General features: G+C 71.4%; 20 protein-coding genes. 14 read left to right on the top strand and 6 right to left on the bottom strand.

Features of this window, described 5'->3' with window-relative positions; genetic code table 11:
• Positions 1–294: 294 nt before the first annotated feature.
• The 12 genes from IEZ07_RS29200 to IEZ07_RS29145 all read left to right on the top strand — a co-directional run bounded on the left by IEZ07_RS29200 (position 295) and on the right by IEZ07_RS29145 (position 12227).
• Positions 295–1524, top strand: a complete 1230-nt coding sequence (locus IEZ07_RS29200; RefSeq protein ID WP_191897720.1) for a cation:proton antiporter — start codon at positions 295–297, stop codon at positions 1522–1524.
• Positions 1521–2465, top strand: a complete 945-nt coding sequence (locus IEZ07_RS29195; RefSeq protein WP_191897719.1) for an ABC transporter ATP-binding protein — start codon at positions 1521–1523, stop codon at positions 2463–2465. The genes IEZ07_RS29200 and IEZ07_RS29195 overlap by 4 nt, the downstream gene beginning before the upstream one ends.
• A complete protein-coding gene (locus IEZ07_RS29190) occupies positions 2458–3237 on the top strand; it encodes an ABC transporter permease (RefSeq protein ID WP_191897718.1) in 780 nt (259 codons plus the stop codon). The genes IEZ07_RS29195 and IEZ07_RS29190 overlap by 8 nt, the downstream gene beginning before the upstream one ends.
• A 162-nt stretch (positions 3238–3399) precedes the next feature.
• On the top strand, positions 3400–3879 hold the full coding sequence (locus IEZ07_RS29185) for a cation:proton antiporter regulatory subunit (protein ID WP_191897717.1): 480 nt from the start codon (positions 3400–3402) through the stop codon (positions 3877–3879).
• A gap of 3 nt (positions 3880–3882) precedes the next feature.
• Positions 3883–5055 (top strand): cation:proton antiporter, encoded by a 1173-nt coding sequence (locus IEZ07_RS29180; protein ID WP_191897716.1) that lies wholly within the window; start codon positions 3883–3885, stop codon positions 5053–5055.
• 76 nt (positions 5056–5131) lie between these two features.
• Positions 5132–5758: a TetR/AcrR family transcriptional regulator gene (locus IEZ07_RS29175; protein WP_191897715.1), complete on the top strand. Its 627-nt coding sequence runs from the start codon at positions 5132–5134 to the stop codon at positions 5756–5758.
• Entirely contained in the window at positions 5755–6159 is a 405-nt protein-coding gene (locus tag IEZ07_RS29170) for a hypothetical protein (protein WP_191897714.1), read from the top strand. Before IEZ07_RS29175 ends, IEZ07_RS29170 begins: the two co-directional genes overlap by 4 nt.
• On the top strand, positions 6156–7343 hold the full coding sequence (locus IEZ07_RS29165; protein WP_191897713.1) for a cytochrome P450 family protein: 1188 nt from the start codon (positions 6156–6158) through the stop codon (positions 7341–7343). The genes IEZ07_RS29170 and IEZ07_RS29165 overlap by 4 nt, the downstream gene beginning before the upstream one ends.
• 329 nt (positions 7344–7672) lie before the next feature.
• Positions 7673–8122 (top strand): MarR family winged helix-turn-helix transcriptional regulator, encoded by a 450-nt coding sequence (locus tag IEZ07_RS29160; RefSeq protein ID WP_191897712.1) that lies wholly within the window; start codon positions 7673–7675, stop codon positions 8120–8122.
• A complete protein-coding gene (locus IEZ07_RS29155) occupies positions 8100–10538 on the top strand; it encodes a PEP/pyruvate-binding domain-containing protein (protein ID WP_191897711.1) in 2439 nt (812 codons plus the stop codon). The genes IEZ07_RS29160 and IEZ07_RS29155 overlap by 23 nt, the downstream gene beginning before the upstream one ends.
• A 551-nt stretch (positions 10539–11089) precedes the next feature.
• A complete protein-coding gene (locus IEZ07_RS29150; RefSeq protein ID WP_239320891.1) occupies positions 11090–11857 on the top strand; it encodes a nitroreductase family protein in 768 nt (255 codons plus the stop codon).
• A gap of 100 nt (positions 11858–11957) precedes the next feature.
• Positions 11958–12227, top strand: coding sequence for a DUF1876 domain-containing protein (locus tag IEZ07_RS29145; protein ID WP_191897710.1), 270 nt, complete (start codon positions 11958–11960; stop codon positions 12225–12227).
• Between the two features lie 25 nt (positions 12228–12252).
• Here IEZ07_RS29145 and IEZ07_RS36020 read toward each other — a convergent pair whose 3' ends face one another.
• From IEZ07_RS36020 to IEZ07_RS29130, 4 genes are all read right to left on the bottom strand, one after another.
• Positions 12253–12396 (bottom strand): PEP-utilizing enzyme, encoded by a 144-nt coding sequence (locus IEZ07_RS36020; RefSeq protein WP_239320894.1) that lies wholly within the window; start codon positions 12394–12396, stop codon positions 12253–12255.
• On the bottom strand, positions 12393–12704 hold the full coding sequence (locus IEZ07_RS36015) for a hypothetical protein (protein ID WP_507763585.1): 312 nt from the start codon (positions 12702–12704) through the stop codon (positions 12393–12395). Before IEZ07_RS36015 ends, IEZ07_RS36020 begins: the two co-directional genes overlap by 4 nt.
• On the bottom strand, positions 12659–13045 hold the full coding sequence (locus IEZ07_RS29135) for a hypothetical protein (RefSeq protein WP_191897709.1): 387 nt from the start codon (positions 13043–13045) through the stop codon (positions 12659–12661). The genes IEZ07_RS36015 and IEZ07_RS29135 overlap by 46 nt, the downstream gene beginning before the upstream one ends.
• 181 nt (positions 13046–13226) lie before the next feature.
• On the bottom strand, positions 13227–13694 hold the full coding sequence (locus IEZ07_RS29130; protein ID WP_191897708.1) for a GbsR/MarR family transcriptional regulator: 468 nt from the start codon (positions 13692–13694) through the stop codon (positions 13227–13229).
• Between the two features lie 49 nt (positions 13695–13743).
• On the opposite strand from IEZ07_RS29130, the gene IEZ07_RS29125 reads away from it, so the two are divergent.
• Positions 13744–14661, top strand: coding sequence for an SDR family NAD(P)-dependent oxidoreductase (locus IEZ07_RS29125; protein WP_191897707.1), 918 nt, complete (start codon positions 13744–13746; stop codon positions 14659–14661).
• Here the strand turns inward: IEZ07_RS29125 and IEZ07_RS29120 are convergent.
• Both IEZ07_RS29120 and IEZ07_RS29115 read right to left on the bottom strand, forming a co-directional pair.
• A complete protein-coding gene (locus IEZ07_RS29120; protein ID WP_191897706.1) occupies positions 14586–15137 on the bottom strand; it encodes a hypothetical protein in 552 nt (183 codons plus the stop codon). The two genes, IEZ07_RS29125 and IEZ07_RS29120, sit on opposite strands and share 76 nt — an antisense overlap.
• Positions 15138–15603: 466 nt before the next feature.
• Positions 15604–17172: a BCCT family transporter gene (locus IEZ07_RS29115; RefSeq protein WP_204054687.1), complete on the bottom strand. Its 1569-nt coding sequence runs from the start codon at positions 17170–17172 to the stop codon at positions 15604–15606.
• Between the two features lie 1050 nt (positions 17173–18222).
• Between IEZ07_RS29115 and IEZ07_RS29110 the strand changes: the two genes are divergently transcribed.
• Positions 18223–19539, top strand: coding sequence for a KamA family radical SAM protein (locus tag IEZ07_RS29110; protein ID WP_301549360.1), 1317 nt, complete (start codon positions 18223–18225; stop codon positions 19537–19539).
• Positions 19540–19549 lie beyond the last annotated feature (10 nt).

Genomic DNA, 19549 nt, shown 5'->3' with positions numbered 1-19549 from the left:
AGAGGCGTGGTCGGCCCTGACCTCGCCGGTGGCGACTTGTCGGCGTGGTGTTCGGGGGACCCGTCCGTACGCGGTCCGGTGCCGTGTACCGCGGTGCTCCGTTCCTGGAAGCTTTCTGGCCGGCCACCCCCGTCTGCTCGCCCCTGGGCGCCTGCTGTTACCGTGGACCACGGTGCGCCGGGAAGTCTGGTCGGCAACGACGGTTTTCATGTCGACTGTGACGGAGGCGCCGATGATGCGGCACGCGACGGATCGCCCGGCTGACGGATTCTGCTCGCACGGAGCGGACCGCTGATGGGCACGCTGCTTCTGGCCTTCGCCGGCCTGCTGCTGCTGGCGGTCCTGCTGTCCAGCCTGGCCCACCGCACGATCCTGTCCACGGCGGCGCTGTTCCTGCTCGCCGGGTTCGTGCTCGGCGACGGCGTCCTGGGCGTGGTATCGATCACCGCCGAGGACGAGGTCGTCGGCACGCTGGCCGAGCTGGCGCTGTTCGCGGTGCTGTTCACCGACGGCATGCGGGTCGGCTGGGCCGACCTGCGCGGCGCCTGGCGGCTGCCCGGCCGGGCGCTCGGCTGGGGGTTGCCGCTCACCCTGGTGATCACCGCGCTGCTCGCGCACTACCTGATCGGCCTGGGATGGATCGAGTCCCTGCTCATCGGCGCGGTCCTGGCCCCGACCGACCCGGTCTTCGCCGCCGCCCTGGTCGGCAACGAGAAAGTGCCGCCCCGGCTGCGCCAGCTGCTCAACGTCGAATCCGGCGTCAACGACGGCCTGGCGCTGCCCTTCGTCATGGTCTTTTTGGCCCTGGCCGCCGGCTCGCGCAACCTGCACCTGGGTGAACTGGGTCTGGAGCTCGGCCTCGGCCTGCTCATCGGCGTGGCCGTGCCGTGGCTGGCGATCAAGCTGGAGCAGACCCGCTGGTTCTCCGCCTCCACCGCCTACGAGCCGCTGAACGCGCTGGCGATCGGCCTGCTCGTGCTGGCGCTGGGCAAGGCCACCCACGGCAACCTGTTCCTGGCCGCCTTCGCCGCCGGCATCACGGTCGCCACCTTCGGACAGCGCCAACGTGAGGCGTTCGAGCACTTCGGAGAGCTCATCGCCGAGTTGTTCAAGCTGGCCGCCCTGCTGGTGTTCGGCGCGCTCATCACCCCGGCCCTGCTGGGCTCGGTCGGCTGGACCGGCTGGCTGTTCGCCGTCCTGGCATTGGTGGCGGCCCGGCCGATCGCCATCTGGATCTCCTTCCTCGGCTCCGGCCTGTCGATGCGGGAGCAGGCCGCGGTGGCGTGGTTCGGACCCAAGGGATTCGCCTCCGTGGTCTACGGCCTGATCGTGCTGTCTTCCGGCATCGCCGCGGCCAGCCAGGAGTTCCAGCTGATCGCGGTCACCATCGTGCTGTCGATCCTGCTGCACTCGTCCACCGACATCGTCGTGGCCCGCTGGTTCGACGACGAGCGCGACGTGCCCGCCTGGTACGGCGCCGCCCGCCGCCTGCGCGACCGGGTCCGCCAGGAACCCACCCCATGAGCACGGATGTGCGCGATGCGCACCGCGGCGGAGCCGTGTCCGCCGTCCGGACCACCACGCTCACCAAACGCTACGGCGACGTCGTCGCGGTCGACGACGTCACCTTGAGCGTCGAGCCCGGGCAGATCTACGCGCTGCTCGGCCTCAACGGCGCGGGCAAGACCACGCTGATCCGCATGCTGCTGGGCATGATCGCACCCACGGGTGGTGCGGCCGCGGTGCTGGGCGCGCACGTCAGCGGCGGGGACCGCTCGGCGTGGCCCCGGGTCGGCTACCTGGTGGAGGCCCCGGCCGCCTACCCGGAGCTGACCGTGCGGGAGAACCTGAAGATCGTCGCCCGGCTGCGCCGCCTGCCCTCCGGCACGGTCGACGACGTCGTCGACCGCCTGGCGCTGCGCCCGTACACCGACCGCCGCGCCCGAGCCCTGTCCATGGGCAACCTGCAGCGCCTGGCCCTGGCCAAGGCCCTTATCCACACCCCTGACCTGCTGATCCTGGACGAGCCGGTCAACGGCCTCGACCCGGCGGGCGTCGTGGAGATCCGCACCCTGCTGGCCGAGTTGGCCCGTGAGCACGGCGTCACCGTGTTCCTGTCCAGCCACCTGCTGGCCGAGGTCGCCCGCCTGGCCACCCGCATCGGCATCATCCACCGGGGCCGGCTGCTGCAGGAGCTCGACGCCGCGGGGCTGGAGGCGCACCTGCGACGGTGGCTGACCGTGTCCACCCGCGACGACGCCGCGGCCCGCGCGGTGCTGGCCGCGGCAGGGTTCACCCCGCAGCGCGAGGGGCCGATCACCCTCACCGACACCCGCGCGATCGAGCGGCCCGACGAGGTCGCCGCCCTGCTCGTGGAGGCCGGGTGCCCGCCCGTCCGGCTCCTGGTCGAGGAAGAAGACCTGGAGACCTATTTCCTGCGCGTGGTGGGAGCCGGCGATGCGTGAGGCCCTGTGGGCGGAACTGCTCAAGGTACGGCGCAGCCGCCTGCCCGCGCTGACCGCCGCGGCCTTCACCCTCGCCACGGGCGTGTGCGGGCTGTTCATGTTCATCCTGGCCGACCCGGGCCGTGCCCGCACACTCGGCATGCTCGGCGACAAGGCGCAGCTCACCGGTGCCAGTGCCGACTGGCCCGGCTACCTGGCCCTGCTGGCCCAGGCGGTGGCCGTGGGCGGCCTGCTGATCTACGGGATGACCGCCGTCTGGCTGTTCGGCCGCGAGTTCAGCGACCGCACCGCCAAGGACCTGCTGGCCCTGCCCACCTCCCGCACCGCCGTCGTGGCCGCCAAGTTCACCGCCCTGGCCGGCTGGTCGCTGCTGCTGGCCCTGCAGGTGATCGCGCTCGGCCTGCTCATCGGCGCGCTGCTCGGCCTGCCCGGCGCCTCGGTGCCGGTCCTGGCCGCCGGAGCGGGCCGCATCCTGCTGGTCGCCGCGCTGACGTGCGCGCTGACCACGCCGTTCGCGCTGGCCGCCAGCGCGGGACGCGGATACCTGGCCGCGGTCGGGACGCTGTTCGCCGCGCTGTTCGCCGCACAGGTGATCGCCGCGCTCGGCTATGGCGCATCCTTCCCCTGGTCGGTCCCGGGACTGCTGGCCAGCATCGCCGGGCCCGGCCAGGACGCGCCCGGACCGGTCGGCTACCTGCTGGTGGCGGTCGTCGGGGGAGCCGGGACACTGGCCACGGCCATCTGGTGGCAGCGGGCCGACCACACCCGCTGAGCACCTTCCTCGCAGCCGGGCACGGATCCGCCGGCCGGAGGGCCGGCGGTTCGCGGTGCGGCTCCGGCGCGTGCCGGATTCCGGGCGGGGATTGCGCGACACGGACGCGGTCCGGATCCTCCGCCGGAGATCGCCGGGCGCGTCCGCCGTGATGATGGACGCATGGACGTCAGCGAGGTGCTCCTGCCCGGGGTCGGGCTGCGGTACGAGTTCACCAACCACGAAGGGCACCTGATCGGCGTCGTCGCACGCCGTACGGGCGACTTCGAGGTGGTCGTCTACGGCGACGACGACAGCGACGAGGCCTGGCCGGTGTTCCGGTTGAACGAGGAGGAGGCCGAGACCCTGGCCCAGATCCTGGGAGCGCCGCGCATCGCCGAGCGGTTCGCCGACCTGACCAGGGAGGTGCCCGGCCTGGAGTCGGGCCGGGTGGAGCTGCCGGCCGGTTCCGTCTACGCCGACCGGCCGCTGGGGCACACCAGGGCCCGCACGCGTACGGGCGCGTCGGTGGTGGCGATCGTCCGCGGCGAGGAGGTGATCGCCTCACCGGGCCCGCAGGAGGTGCTGCGCGCCGGTGACGTCCTGGTGGTGATCGGGACCGACCGGGGCATCACCGACGTGGTCCGCCTCCTGCGGGGCTGAGCGGTGCACGTCTCGGCCGCCCTGCTGCTGGAGCTGGGCCTGATCCTGGTCGCGCTCAGCGTCCTGGGCGCGATGGCGCGCCGCCTGACCCTGTCGCCGGTGCCGCTCTACCTGCTGACGGGCCTGGCACTGGGCGAGGGGAGCGCCCTGCCCGTGCCCGCCGCCGGGGAGTTCCTGCGCGTGGGGGCCTCCATCGGGATCGTGCTGCTGCTCTTGGCGCTCGGGCTGGAGTTCTCCATCGGCGAGTTCACCGCCAGCATGCGGCGTCACGTGCCCTCCGCCGTAGTCGACCTGGTGCTGAACGCCGTACCCGGCGCGGTGGCCGGATGGCTGCTGGGCCTGGACGGCGTGGGCGTCCTGGCGCTGGCCGGCGCCACCTACATCTCCTCCTCGGGGATCATCGCCCGGCTCCTGGGCGACCTGCGCCGGCTGGCCAACCGGGAGAGTCCGGCCGTGCTGTCGGTACTGGTCCTGGAGGACTTCGCGATGGCCGCCTACCTGCCGGTGCTGGCGGTGCTGGTCTCCGGCGGCACCTGGTGGCAGGCCGGGCTCGGGGTGCTGGTCGCACTCGGCGCGGTGCTGGCCGCCTTCGCCACCTCCTACCGGTGGGGCCACCACGTCGGCCGGCTGGTGGCGCATCCGGACGACGAGCAGCTCATGCTCCGCCTGCTCGGGATCACCCTGGTCGTGGCCGCGCTGGCGGAGTACATCCACGCCTCGGCCGCGGTGGGCGCCTTCCTGGTCGGGCTCACCGTCACCGGGCAGACGGCCGAGCGCGCCGGCGCCGTCATCGCCTCGCTGCGCGATCTGTTCGCCGCGGTGTTCTTCGTGGCCATCGGCCTGTCGGTGGACGCCGGCGAGCTGCCGCCGGTGCTGCCGGCCGCCGCGCTGCTGGCGGTGGTCACCGGCGCGACCAAGGTCGTCACCGGCCGCTACGCCGCCTCCCGCGACGGGGTGGGCGCGCGTGCCCGGGCCCGCGCGGGGGCCGCGCTGATCGCCCGAGGCGAGTTCTCCATCGTCATCGTCGGCCTGGCCGCGGCCGGGCATCCTGTGCTGGCGCCCCTGGTGGCCGCTTACGTCTTCATCCTGGCGATCGCGGGACCGCTCATCACCCGCTTCACCGGCACCCGCCGCGTGGACGCGCTGCGAGGCGGTGGCGCCCGGCCTTCCCGGTAGCGGCGAGACCTCCGCCGGATATCCGCGCTGAACAACACCTTCCCTCAGGGCTGACCATTTGGTTAGCATACTGACCATGCGATCAGCTGATGATGATCTGACCGCCCGGGCCCGGATCCGCAACACCGCGCTGGAGCTGTTCGGGGCTGAAGGCGTAAACCGGGTGAGCCTGCGGGCGGTCGCCTCCCGCGCCGGCGTCTCCCACGCCCTGGTGCTGCACCACTTCGCGACCAAGGAGGGCCTGCGCAAGGCGTGCGACGACCACGTGATCTCGCTGGTGCGCGGCGGCCCGGAGGCCGACCTCGGCGACACGGCCGGGCTGACGGCGATGCTGGAGGCGGGCGCCGCGGTGCGGCGCTACCTGGGGCGGGCGTTCCTGGACGGCACACCGGAGGCGGCGGCGCTGTTCGACGAGATCGTCGAGGCGACCGGGCGCTGGCTGGAGGAGGGGGTCGGCGAGGGCTGGGTGCAGCGAAGTGAGGATCCGCGCGCCCGCACCGCGCTGTACGTGACGTGGCTGCTGGCGCCGCTGGCGTTCGGCGAGCACCTGTCGCGGGCGCTGGGCGTGTCCGACGTGCACGACATGGAGGCGATGCTGCGCTTCTCCCGCGCGGGCATCGAGATCTTCACCCGCGGGGTGTTCGCCGACGAGCGCGTCCTGACGGCCTGGGACGCGGTCGAAAAGGAGCGGGGAGCGCGATGAAGGCGCTCATCGTCACCCACGGCACGCGCGGCGACGTCCAGCCGTACGCCGCTCTGGCACTGGCGCTGCCCGAAGTGCTCAACCGGGTCTCCTGCCTGCCGATCACGCTCATGCTGCGCGCCTTCAGCGGAGCCGCCGATGCGGTGCGCACTCGTCTGGGCCTGCCGCGCCGGTGCGGCAGGCACGACATCCTGCGCCGACCAGTCGTTCTGGGCCACCCGGATGCACGTCGCCCGCGTCGCCCCGCCGCCTCGGACGCAGCGGTGCCTGACTGCCGACGGGCTCGCCGCCGCCCTGGGCCGGGCCGTCACCGACCCGCCCATGGCCCGCGCCGCCGCGGCGAGCGCATCCGCACCGAGAACGGCGCCGCACAGGCCGCTTCGATCCTGGAGACCCTATGAGTGCATCGCTCACCGATCTGTTCACCACCCACGACCGGGACGCGTTCTGGTCCGCTCTGGCCGCGGGCGGGCCGGTCAGCCGCGGCCGCTACCTCGACGGCACGCCGATCTGGCTGGTCACCGGCTACCCGGAGAGCCTGACCGTGCTGACCGACCCGCGCTTCAGCAGCGACGTGGCCAAGCAGTCCGTGATCGACGTGGCCGGCGCGGCGGGCCTGCCCGCGGACGTGGCCCCGTACCTGATGCGCACGCTGGGCGCCTACGATCCACCAGACCACACACGGCTGCGGCGGCTGGTGTCGCGGGAGTTCACCGCCCGGCGGGTGGAGCGGCTGCGCCCCCGCATCCAGCGGATCGTCGACGACCTGCTCGCGGACCTGCCGGAGGAGTGCGACCTCATCGCGGACTTCACCTACCCGCTGCCGATCCAGGTCATCTGCGAGCTGCTCGGCGTGCCGGAGACCGACCGCGCCGTCTGGCGCGGCTGGGCCGCCGACCTGAGCGCACCCGGCCCGGAGCGGGTCGCGGCCGGAGCCCGGGGCCTGGTCGGCTACATGACCGAGCTGATCGAGAGCAAACGGGCCCACGGCGGCGAGGACCTGCTGTCGGCCCTGGCCGCGGTGCGCGACCGCGACGGCGACCGGATCGGTGACGATGAACTGATCGCGATGGCCGTCAGCATCCTGATCGCCGGTCACGAGACCACCGTCGCCCTCCTCAGCCAGAGCGTGCACCTGCTGCTCACCCGCCCGGACCTGCTCGCCTTCCTGCGCGCCGATGCGCAGCGGATCCCGGCGGCGGTGGAGGAGTTCCTGCGCTGCACCGGGCCAGCCGAGATCGCCGTCCTGCGCTACACGCTCCAGCCGGTCGCACTCGGCGGCACAGTGATCCCGGCGGGCGAGGCGGTGCAGGTGGTGTACGCCGCGGCCAACCGCGACCCGCGCCGCTTCGAGGGCCCCGACCTGCTCGACCTGTCCCGGCCCGACAACGGGCACCTGGGCTTCGGCCACGGCATCCACTACTGCCTCGGCGCCGCCCTGGCCCGCGCCGAGACCCAGATCGCCCTGCGCTCCCTGGTCGAGCGCTTCCCCCGGCTCGCCCTGGCCGTGCCGCCGGAGGAGATCATCTGGCAGCCGGGCATGAAACGCGCGCTCGCCTCGTTGCGGGTCCGCACCCGCGGATGACCATGAAACCCCGGTAGCGGACCTGGCCGCCTGGCGCTGCAGGATCGTCAGCCGGTGCCGCGGTGCCAGGCGCTCGATCTCCTTGTCACGATCACTTTCCGGCGGCGGCCGGATGAGCGCGAAGCGGTCACCGCAGCCAGGCAGGCCAGGCGCGGCAGCACGACGGGTCATCCCGCCGCGGTGTAGGGCTTACGACTCCGGGATTCACAATGCGTGATCACCGATCAACGCCGTGACGTGTACGAATGGATTTCCGGCACCGCAGGATGGACGGCCGATCGCGCCGGGAATAGGTTGGTTGCCGTCTCACGACAAATGCGGGATGGCAAATGAACGACCCGGAGCGTCTTCTCGACCTGCTCGCCTCGATGCCGCGCGATCTGAGGCCATCACCACTGCGGATGCACGGGCGCGACGAGCTGCGGATGTTCGACAGCGTCATGCTCCAGGTCCTCGACCGCGGAGACGAGCCGACCGTCAAGGAGTCGGCGGCCCTGGTCGGACGGTCGGTCCCGCGGACCAGCCGGATTGCCGACGACCTCGTCCGGCGCGAGCTCGCCGAACGATACGAGGACGAGGCCGACCGCCGCGTCCGCAGAATCCGCATCGGCCAGGAGGGCGCCGCCGTCCTGCAGAAGATCCGGAGCGTCCGGATCGACGCGCCGATGGCGCTCTGGAACCAGTTCACGCAGCAAGAGCGCCAGATCGTGCTCTACTCCGTGGAGATCTACGCGAAGGCCGCGAGGAGGACAAGGGATGCGACTGATCCACCTGGCTGAGATCGACTCCTCCATGATCGATCTGGTGGGCGGCAAGGCCGCCGGGCTCGGCGAGATGATCAAGGCGGGTGAGCGCGTCCCGGACGGCTTCTGCCTGACCGTCGAGTCCTACACCTCCCGGGACCTGCCGGAGAACGAACTGATCGACGCCTATGAGCGGCTCGGTGGCGGCCGCGTGGCCGTGCGTTCCAGCGCCACCGCTGAGGACCTGCCGGACGCCAGCTTCGCCGGCCAGCAGGACACCTACCTCAACGTCGAAGGCGCCGGACCGCTCATCGACGCGGTCCGCATGTGCTGGGACTCCCTGCACACCGAACGCGCCAGGGCCTATCGCGCCGCGCTGGGCATCGACGAGGCCGCCATGGCCGTGGTGGTCCAGCGCATGATCGACCCGGCGGTCGCCGGTGTCCTGTTCACCGCCAACCCGATCACCGGCTGCCGCACCGAGATGGTCGTCGACGCCGCCCCGGGGCTGGGCACCGCCATCGTCGAGGGCACCGTCGTCCCCGACCACTACGTCCTCGGCCACCAGAGGCCGACCGCACCGGACGACGACGGGTGCCTCGACGGGGAGCGGCTCGGAGAACTACGGCAGGCCGGGCGGCGGTTGCAGGAGTCCTTCGGCTCGCCGCAGGACATCGAGTGGGCGATCGACGCGGACGGCACGCTGTGGCTGCTGCAGTCCCGGCCGATCACCACCCTGTTCCCGGCCCCGCCGCACACCGGCGACATGCGCCTCTACCTCGAGTTCGGCCACATCCAGGGGATGCTCCGGCCGGCCACGCCGATGGGGGTGTCGCTGCTCAAGACGGCTTCGGGCATGTGGTTTGCGGCCGCGGGCGCCACGGTCGATCCGCGCGATCCGCTGCCCCGGCTGGTTCCCATCGGCGGACGGCTCTACTTCGATCTGACCGGTTTCATCCGCAACAAGACCATGCGCAATGGGCTGCGGACGTCTTTGGAGGTGTACGGGCCGCGGGTGCAGGATGCCGTCGAGCGCATGCTGGACGATCCGCGGTTCGCCCCGCGGCGCGGCCTGCCGTTCCGGCCGGGCAGCGCCGTGAAGATGACGGCGCGGCTGGCGCCCTGCGCGGCTTTCGGCCTCTTCCGGAGCCTGGCGCGGCCGGACGCCGCCCGGGCCAGGGCGTATCGCGCCGTGCAGGAGATCAGGCGTCGGACGGTGCCGCCGAGCGAGCCGGCCACGTCCGCCGAGCGGCTCCGCTGGGTGATCGAGGACTCCCACCGGGCGGTCATGAGTTTCGACATGATGGGGATCGTGTGGCCGCTGATGGCCGGGATGCTCGCCGGCGCAGTGCCGTCCGGGCTGCTGAAAGGCATCGCCACCGCCGAGGAGCTGGACGTCGTCCTGGGCGGGATGCCGTACAACGTGACCACGGAGATGGACCTGGAGCTCTGGCAGGTCGCGGTGAGCGCGCGCGGACACCGCGACCTGTTCCTCACCACCCCGCCCGGGGAGCTGGCCGCGAAGTACCGCGCGGGACAGCTCCCCGACATCGGGATGGCCGGCTTCCTCGACAGGTACGGCATGCGCGCGGCCGCCGAGATCGACGTCGGCGTGGCCCGCTGGGCGGAGGATCCGGCGCCCCTCTTCGCCACGATCGCCAACTACCTCCGGGTGGACGACCCTGGCCAAGCACCCGACCTGCGGTTCCGGCAGGCCGCAGCGAGGGCGGAGAAGATGATCGAAACGCTGTCACGGCGAGCGCGGCGCAGACGGCCGGTGCGCGGCCGGCTCGCGACCTTCCTCATGCGCCGCTCGCGCAAGCTCACCGGGCTCCGGGAGATCGGGAAGTTCGCCTGGCTGTCACCGCTTCAGGCGGCGCGCCGTCAGCTCCTGCTGATCGGAGCCGACCTGGTCTCCCGCGGCCTGCTGGAGCACGCCGGCGACATCATGTTCCTCGACCTGCCGGAGGTCCGGTCCGCCGTCCACGACGGAGCCGACCATCGGGCCCTGGTCGCGGCGCGCCGTGCCGAATACTCCCGGGAGCTCCGACGGCCCGCCGTCCCGGGGGCCCTGCTGTCGGATGGGACCGATGTGGAGGCGCTCGCCCCGCCCGGGCCCGTGGAAGACGGGGTGCTGACCGGGATGGCCGGGGCCGCCGGCCGGGCGACCGGCCGGGCGCGGGTGATCCGCGACCCGGTCGGCGCGCGCATCGAACCGGGTGAGATCCTCGTGGCCCCCACCACGGATCCCGGCTGGACCCCGTTGTTCCTGACGACGGCGGGGCTGGTGACCGAGACCGGGTCACCGATGGCGCACGGCCCCACCGTCGCCAGGGAGTACGGCATCCCGGCCGTCATCTGCGTCCGCAACGCCACCCGTGAGATCGAGACCGGGCAGCTGATCACGATCGACGGAGCCGCGGGCACGGTACGGATCGAGGAGAACGGTTGACGGCTCGGCCTTTCGGGCCCAGCCGATCGAGCGCTGCCGCAACGCCGCGCACAGCCCGCCGATCAGCGCCGGGAACCGCAGGAGCGCCCGAAATGCCCGGCAGTGACGACCAGGTCAAGGTGGCGTTCCTGGCAGCGGTGATCTTTCTTCTGCTCCGTCTCAGCCGACGATGACCTTCTCCTCGGGCAGCTCGTAGCGGCGCCTGCGGTCGCGGATCGCCAGCGCGGAGAACAGGGTGGCCGGGCCCCACGCCCGATGCCCGGTGGCGGTAGTGCCCACGAGAAAGGGAACGTCATGAGAACCCACGTTCCACCAAACGTCGCCGACGCGCTGCGCGCGGCCGCGAACGCGGCGGCCTGGGCGCCGTCGGTGCACAACACCCAGCCGTGGTCGTTCGCCATCTCCGGCGACGAGCTCAGCGTGCGCGCCGACACCGACAGGAAACTACGGCTCGGCGACGAGGCCGGAAGAGAAGTTCTGATCAGCTGCGGAGCGGCATCGTTCAACGCGCGGATCGCGCTGCACGCGGCGGGCTACGAGCCGCTGGTGCCGTGCTGCCCGACCCGGACCGGCCGTCGCTGGTGGCCATCCTGCGGCCGGGGCCGCACAGCGAAGCCGACGAGCACACCGCGATGCTGCATGCCGAGATCGAACGACGGCGCACCCACCGGGCGGGATTCGCCGATCTGCCGGTATCGGAGCAGGTACTGGAAGGCGTCATTGCCCAGGCCGGTGCCGAAGCCGCGACACTGACCGCGGTGCACTCGCCCGCGGCCGCACGCACACTGGCGGCGCTGACCTGCGCGGCTCAGGAGATCCAGTCCCAGGACCGGAGGTTCAGCTTGGAGGTGATGCGCTGGGCCCGGCCGCCGGGAAGCACCCGTGCCGACGGGGTGCCCGCCGGCGCCTATCCGCGGGAGACCGTTCCGGCCGAGCCGCACTTCGCGCAGCGCGACTACGCCGACGGCCACGCGTGGGGCTGCGACACCGACCAGGGGATGGGAACGTCCACCGGGATCGTCGCCGTCCTGACCACGCCGGGCGACACCCGCCTGGAATGGGTCATCGCGGGACAGGCGCTGCAGCGGGCGTTGCTGCATGCCTCCGCCTACGGAATCAGCGCCGCCTTCCACACTCAGGCGCTGGAGATGCCGCTGCTGCGGGAGGTGATACGCCAGGAGCTGTGCTCGGGGGAGCATCCACAGATGATCATGCGGTTGGGTATCACGCCGGATGAGGCACCCGCGGTCCGACGCCCGCTGACGGAGACGCTGGAGGAGGACCCCACCCCGCGGCCGAGGGCCCCGTGGGCGGGGTGACCCGCTGTCGCCGTCCATCGACCGGAAGGAGCGCGAGCGGGCACGTTGCCTGTGACGGAGTCAAGAGCCGCGCGTAACCGTGAAACGGAGGTCGCCGACCATGGAAGCCAAGCAGTGGACCGTGCAGATCTACATCACCGAAGACGGAGACGACACCTCCGCCCGAGCGGTTCTGACCACCCGGGACACCGATCACCTGGCCGGTCTCGGACACTCTCACCGCAATCCAGCCGACTACCCGATCCCTGAGATCGGCGACGAACTCGCGGTCGCCCGCGCGCTGGCCGACCTGACGAACAAACTGCTCGTCACGACCTCCCGCGACCTCGCCCAGGTCACGGCACCCTCCCCTCCAGAAAGATCATGGTGAAGTCGGCGTGGCCGCTCTCCTCCCGTCAACGGTCCAGGACCGCGACCAGGCCGTTCTCTCCGTCCACGCGGATCCGCTGCCCGGTGCGCAGGCGTGTCGTGGCCTCCTCGACACCGGCCACGGCCGGGATCCCGTACTCCCGGGCGACCACCGCCCCATGGGAGATCACTCCCCCACCTCCATGACGAGCGCCCCGGCGATCAGGAACAGCGGAGTCCATCCCGGGTCGGTACTGGCGGCGATCAGGATCTCTCCCGGCCGCAGCCCCGATCCCACCGGCGAGTCGACCATCCGCGCCCGCCCCTCGTAGGCCCGCCGCACCGCGGCGACCAGCTCCCCGGCCGCCGCGGTGGCCTGCTCGGCGCCGCTTTCGAAACGAGCCGACGTGCGCCCGGGCTCACCCGCCTGCAGGTAGGCCTGGATCAGCTCGATCACGTAGGCCGGGTCGTCGGCGAGGCGCGGCAGGCCCAGGTCGATCTCCCGATCGGGTGCGCGGTGGCCGTAGGCGGCCAGAAACGCCTCGATCCCGGGATCGGCGGGGGACGGCTCGACACCGGCGGTGCCGTAGCACCGCGGGCCAGCCGGGCCAGTTCGGCTCCCATGGCCGTGGTCCGGTCGTACGGCAGCCAGCGGCCGACCGGCTCCACGACCGAGGCGGAGCCCAGCCACCGCTCGATCAGCCACTCGGTTCCCTTCCTGATCAGCCACTCGGCATAGACCAAGGGAAGCTGATCGACGACCAGGTCGAGCGCCTGCGACGGCAGCGTCCGCTCGACGAACTCCAGGGTGACGCGCTGACGGCCTACCGGCAGGGGCACGATCTTTCACCAGGACTCAAGGTCCGGGAGCCCAGAGTGCTCACCTGTTGGCGCCTACCACCAGGAGTCTGCCGTATGGCTTACTCCCAGAACTGATTAGGAGCCGCCGGCAGGGACCGGCGCCCCTTCGGAAGGAGGACCGCGGTCACGGGCAGTGTGTACCGGCCGTGCCCGAGCCGTCTCACTGCGAGGGTGCGGCGCCGGCCTGTTCTGCGTCCCACCGGTCGAGGAGTCTGGGGAACTCCCGGGCCATGAAGGCGTACATGTCGCGCATGCGCTCGAGCCGCGCCCGGGCGGCAGGATGGCCGCCCACCGCCTCCAGCCCTTGCTCGGCCAGCGCGGCGAAGGCGGCGAACTCGGTCATCTTCGCCCGGAACGCGCGCCCGAAGACGTCGTCGGTGAGCCGGTAGTGGTCCCGCCGGGCCCGCGGGGGGCGGTAGCGCTCGACGAGTCCGCCACGCTCCAACTGCTGCAGGGCCACGCTCATGCTGCTCTTGGCCACTCCGAGCCGCTCGCACAGCCCGGGGGCGTCGTCGGCCTCGCCGGTCCCGGCGAGCAGGCACCCCATCACCCGGCCGGCGGTGCGGCTGAGGCCCAGCCGTTCGAAGTACAGTCCGGCGCTTTCCACGAATTCCTCGACATCCGCCATGTACACATCCTAGTTTGTTCGGAATGTTCCGAACGCTTAGGATTCTCGTATGCCCCAACCCGAACCCCTCACCATCGCCGTCACCGGCGCCAACTCCGGCATCGGCCTGCGGGCGGCCCAACGGCTGGCTGCAGACGGCCACCGGATCCTGGCTCTGTGCCGCGACCCGCACCGCGGCCGCACCGCCCTGGAGAGGATCAACGCCCGCGCCGCCCACCCCGCCACCCTCGTCGTGACCGACCTGGCCGACCCCGGCTCCATCGACGCGGCCGCCGAGGAGATCACCGGCGAGACCGGCCGCCTCGACGTCCTGATCAACAACGCCGCCGTCTTCGACCAGACGAGGCGCACCCCCGCCTTCACCCCGTCCGGCCACGAGCTGTTCTGGGCCACCAACCATCTGGGCCCCTTCCAGCTCACCGCCCGCCTCAGCCCCCTGCTGGCCTCAGCCCCCCGCCCCCGGGTGATCAACGTCGCCAGCAAGGGACTGCTCACCATGCCGCGGATCGCGATCCGCTTCGACCAGCTGGACGACGCCTCCTGGTACAGCCCGACCAGGGCCTACTACCATGCCAAGCTGGCTCAGATCATGACCGCCTACGCGCTGGCCCTGCGGGCCCGCGGCGCGCTGGACGTCGCCTGCGTGCGGGTGCCCGCCGTACGGCTGGACGCCGACCGCGTCGCCGCACTGCCGTGGATCCTGCGCACGCTGTACGCGCCCAAGAACCGGCTCGCCATCCCCGCCGAGCGCCTGGGCGAGACGTACGCGGCCCTGGCCGTCCGCACCAGTACCTGGCAGGAGCACGCCGACCCGGCCTCGGCGGGCCGGTCCGCGCTGCGCGGCATCTACCTGGACGAGAATCTGCGGCCGGTCGACGCCCCCGCCTCCGCCTACGACGCCGCGGCCCGCGAGCGGTTGTGGGCCGTTTCCCAGCAGGCTGTCGGCGACCCGTCCTGGGCCTGGTGAACGACCGGCTCTTGCCCGCGCGACCGGGCTGACGGTGAGCCGGATCGAGGTGGCCGGCGTCTGATCACGGTGCCCGCTCCGGCCCGGCGATCCGCAGGCGCCAGGTAGGTCACCGCGGCCGGCAGCGCCAACACCAGCACCGCGCGCATGGAGAAATGCAGCCCCACCCAGGCGAACAGCAGCATGAAGAACGGCGCGGTACTGCCGGCGACGCCCCTGTGGGCCCATATGGCGGCGGCCAGCAGACACAGCGCGGGCACGGTGAGCACCAGCGGCCAACGGGCATCGAACCGGTCCCAGGGCAGCAGCCACGCGATCACGGCCAAGGCCAGCGCCGCAGCGCCGATCACGACGAGCGGAGCGAAGTGGGTCGACGGCGGCACTGCAGTGGCCGCCGCCAGCCCCGCGGCCAGAGCGAACAGTACGGCCGCCTGCCGCGCGGCGAAGGCAGCACCTTCTCCGAGCAGAGCTTTCATCCAGCCGCCACTCCCTTGCGGCGTTCATGCCCTACTGTCCAGGAAAGCACATGCGACTCATCCCTGTGCCGCAGGCTGGGCTTCCATCGAGCATGTGTCCTGCATGATGAGTTCGAGACAGCACTGGTAGGTCGCGATCTCATTCAGGGTGATGTCCGCCAGAGGACCGAACGCGGTCGCAGCGGAAGTTCTCAACCGTCGCACGGGAGATCATCGAGGCCGCGACCCTGGACTCGATCGAGCGGCTCACTCCCTTGCGGTGGGGTACCGATAGTTCCTTGTAGCTCACCGCGAGCTCGGGGTCGGAGCCGTGGCGAGCCAGCGCGTGATGCGGGTACGCAGCAGTGCACGCACCTCGGCCAGATTGACGGTGTGCCCGGCCCAGGCGCCTGCATCGCCGAGCCGAGGCTGGATCGCCGGTTCGGGAGTTGACCGGGGAGCGCTGACGGTGCCCTCCATGACCTCCTTACTCCCCATCATCCTCTCCGCTGACTCGGCGGAGGGCGTCCGGCAACCCGTGGGGATGGAACTGCGGCCGCGGTCCCGCGCCTGGATCCTCACGCAGTTCCTTCACCAGCGCCGCACAGAGCAGGAGCATGACGACCACGAACGGCAGCGCGACCAGGATCGTGGCCTGCTGCAGCGCCTCCAGCCCGCCGGCCAACAGCAGCACCAGCGCGATCGACCCGACCAACACCCCCCACATCACCACCAGGGGCCGGGGAGGATGGAGCGAGCCCCGGCTGGAGAGGGAGCCGAGCACCAGGGAGGCCGAGTCCGCGCTGGTGACGAAGTAGAGCGCCACCAGGGCCGCTGTGATCACGGTGGCGAGCGAGCCGAGCGGCAGGTGACCGAGGAGCGCGAACATCGCCGCCTCCGCTCCTTCCGCGATCTTTCCGGTGAAGTCGGCCGCGCCCGACAACTGCAGCCATACGGCGCTGCCGCCGCTGATCGAGAACCAGAGCAGGCTGGCGCCCGACGGGATGAGCAGCACGCCGACGACGAACTCGCGGATCGTGCGCCCCCGGGAGATCCGGGCGATGAAGGCGCCCACGAACGGCGCCCAGGACATCCACCACGCCCAGTAGAAGATGGTCCATGCGCCGAGCCAGTCCTTGTCGACGAACGCACCCGTCCGCGAGGCCATCGAAAGCAGGTCGTTCAGGTAGCCGCCGAGCGAGGCGGGAATCAGGTCGAGAACCGCGACGGTCGGGCCGAAGACGAAGATGAACACGGCCAGCGTCGCGGCCAGATAGACGTTGAAAGTGCTGAGGATCCGCACGCCGCGGTGCACCCCGGTGGCCGCCGAGACGACGAACCCGGCCGTCAGGACGATGATGACGACCACCTCCAGCCGCCGCCCGCCGAGCCCGAACAGCTCGTTGAGGCCGTACTCCACCTGGAGCGCACCCAGGCCCAGGCTCGTCGCGGTGCCGAAGACCGTGGCCAGCACGGCCAGCAGATCCAGCATCCGCCCCACGACCGGCCGGGGCCGGCCGCCGAACAGCGGGGTGAACGCCTCGCTGAACCGGTTGCCCCGCCCCTTGCGGAAAGTGGAGTAGGCCAGGGCCATGCCGGTCACCGCGTAGATCGCCCAGGGGTGCAGCGTCCAGTGGAACAGGGAGTACTCCATCGCGGTACGCGCGGCCTGAGGCGAACCCGCTGTGATACCCAGATCGGGCGGTGGATCAAGCAGATGTGTCATGGGTTCGGCGACGCCGTAGAACATCAGCCCGATGCCCATCCCGGAGCTGAACATCATCGCCGTCCAGGCGAGATTGGTGAACTCCGGAACGTCGCCATCCCCGCCGAGGCGGATCCGGCCGAACCGGCTGAGCGCGAGCACGACGGCCAGGACCAGGAAGAAGTCGGCGGCCACCACGAACAGCCAGCCGAAGTTACCCAGCACCCATCCGAGTGCGACACCTCCGGCCGTGGCGAGCGACTCGGTGAAGATCGCGCCCCACAGCATCACCACCGACAGCAACCCCACGGCGATGGCCAGCAGGGGCAGGTCGGGTCGGGGTGGGCGCATCATGCCTCCAACATCAATACTCTGAGTGAGATCAATATTGCCCTACGTAAATACCGGCGAACCGTGGTGACCGGTTCCTGATCGGGGGCGCGACCCTGCGGAGCGCCGACGCCGGGCGGCTCACCGTGCCCGGTCCACTGACGGGAAGGCGGTGCGACTTCTGCGAGTCGCGGCTGAGGTCTGTGCGGAGTCGATGGTTGGGGCACGTGCCGCTGACCTGCGCGCGACGTCCTGAGGGTTCCATCCTTGTCGGCCGGCGGCGATGGGCGGACCCACCTGGCGGGACTCCAGGGGAAGGACTGCCGTCCGGCCTGGCGTCTTCGACCCCTCCACCGAAACCGCAACGAACGCTGTCCGGCTCAGGTGGCCGGAACCTCTTCGCCGCCGAAGGGGTCATCGGGGCCGGAGACAAGACCGGGATCTTCTCCCCACTGCCGGGACGCGCCCGCCTGCCGGCGGTGGCCGATCCGCAGAACGCTCCGGACGTGCCGAGGTCCGATCTCCCGGACCGCATCGGAGGGCCGCGGCTCGACGACATGGCGATGCTACGGATGCATGAGCAGCACACCCGACCTCCTCGCCATGTGCACGTGCCGGAAACGGGCCATGGCATGGCGCTCCTGTACCGAGGGTGGCTCGCCCGCTAAGGTGACACGAAGGTGTGCCGGGAAGTCTGGTCGGCGTCGATGCTCGTCATCTCACGAGATCAGGAGGCCAGCCGTGCACGTATCCGGCCGCCAGGTGCCCAGTTGTGCGCATGCTCGTTCGACCGCTGCAGCACCGCCGAACCGGGCATCGGAACCTTCCGTCTCTTCACCGGCCTCAGCCTCACGGCCAGGCGACATCGCCCTGTGACCTCTGGCTGGCGCCCTCCGTAACGGCAAGCTGGGGATTCGCCGTGAAGCCTTGCGCCTGCGCCGTCCGGCCACCACAATCCTTGCACAATGCAAGAGAGATAGAGCCGGAAGCATTTCGGGCGATAAGTGCCGACCGTAATGACCCCGAGATCGACCCACCGGTCGATGCCGCCGGACGCCGAGGAGCCGCCCCGTGACCCTGCTCGACGAGACCATCCGAACCCCGCGCGGCACCCGCCGCTTCCGCGCCTACACCGGCAAGCACCTGGACGAGCTGACCGCACGCGCCGGGCTCGGCGCCGAGGAGCGGCTGGCTGCGCGGGCGGTGGCCACCGTGCTGCCGTTCCGCACCAACGCCTACGTGGTGGAGGAGCTGATCGACTGGTCGGCCGCCCCCGAGGACCCGATCTACCGGCTGGTCTTCCCCCAGCCCGACATGCTGCCCGCCGCCGACGTCGCGCACCTGGCCGGCCTCATCCGGCGGGGCGCGTCCGGAGCCGAGCTCCAGGCCGCCGCCACCGGCGTGCGGATGCGCCTCAACCCGCATCCGGCCGGGCAGTTGGAGCTCAACGTCCCCCGGGTGGGTGAGGCCCCGATCTCCGGCGTGCAGCACAAGTATCCGGAGACGGTGCTGTTCTTCCCCAAGCAGGGGCAGACCTGCCATGCCTACTGCACCTACTGCTTCCGGTGGGCGCAGTTCATCGGGGAGCCCGACCTGAAGTTCGCCTCCGACGACGTGACCGCGCTGGTGGCCTACCTGCGGGCCCACCCCGAGGTGACCAGCGTGCTGCTGACCGGCGGCGACCCCATGATCATGGGCGAGGCGGTGCTCCGCCGCTACCTGGAGCCGCTGCTGGCGGTCGAGCAGTTGGAGTCCGTCCGGATCGGCACCAAGTCCCTGGCCTACTGGCCGCAGCGCTTCCTGACCGACCCCGACGCCGACGACACGCTGCGCCTGTTCGAACAGGTCGTAACGGCGGGCAAGAACCTCGCCTTCCAGGCCCACTTCACCCACCCCCGCGAGATGGAGCCCGGCCTCGTGGCCAACGCCGTACGGCGCATCCTGGACACCGGCGCGGTGATCCGCACCCAGGCGCCGCTGATCCGCACCGTCAACGACGACCCGGCCGTCTGGTCGTCGATGTGGCGTCGGCAGCACGTGATGGGCATGGTGCCGTACTACATGTTCGTCGAGCGGGACACCGGGCCGCGCGACTACTTCGCGGTGCCGCTCGCGCGGGCCCACGAGATCTTCCGGGACGCGTACGCGGACGTTTCGGGGCTGTGCCGTACCGTGCGGGGGCCGTCGATGTCGGCCACGCCCGGCAAGGTCTGCGTGGACGGCGTCGCGGAGGTCGCCGGGCGGAAGGTCTTCGTGCTCCACCTCATCCAGGCACGTGACCCCGGGCTGGTGGGCAGGCCGTTCTTCGCCGAGTACGACCCCGAGGCGGTGTGGCTCACCGACCTGCGGCCGGCCTTCGCCGACCGCTTCCCCTACCAGGCCGCCTGACCGGCGGAGA

The sequence above is a fragment of the Planomonospora parontospora genome (assembly GCA_014647935.1).
GTDB lineage: Bacteria > Actinomycetota > Actinomycetes > Streptosporangiales > Streptosporangiaceae > Planomonospora > Planomonospora parontospora.
The sequence above is the reverse complement of the archived record's forward strand: the minus strand, read 5'-3'. Positions and strand labels throughout refer to the sequence as shown.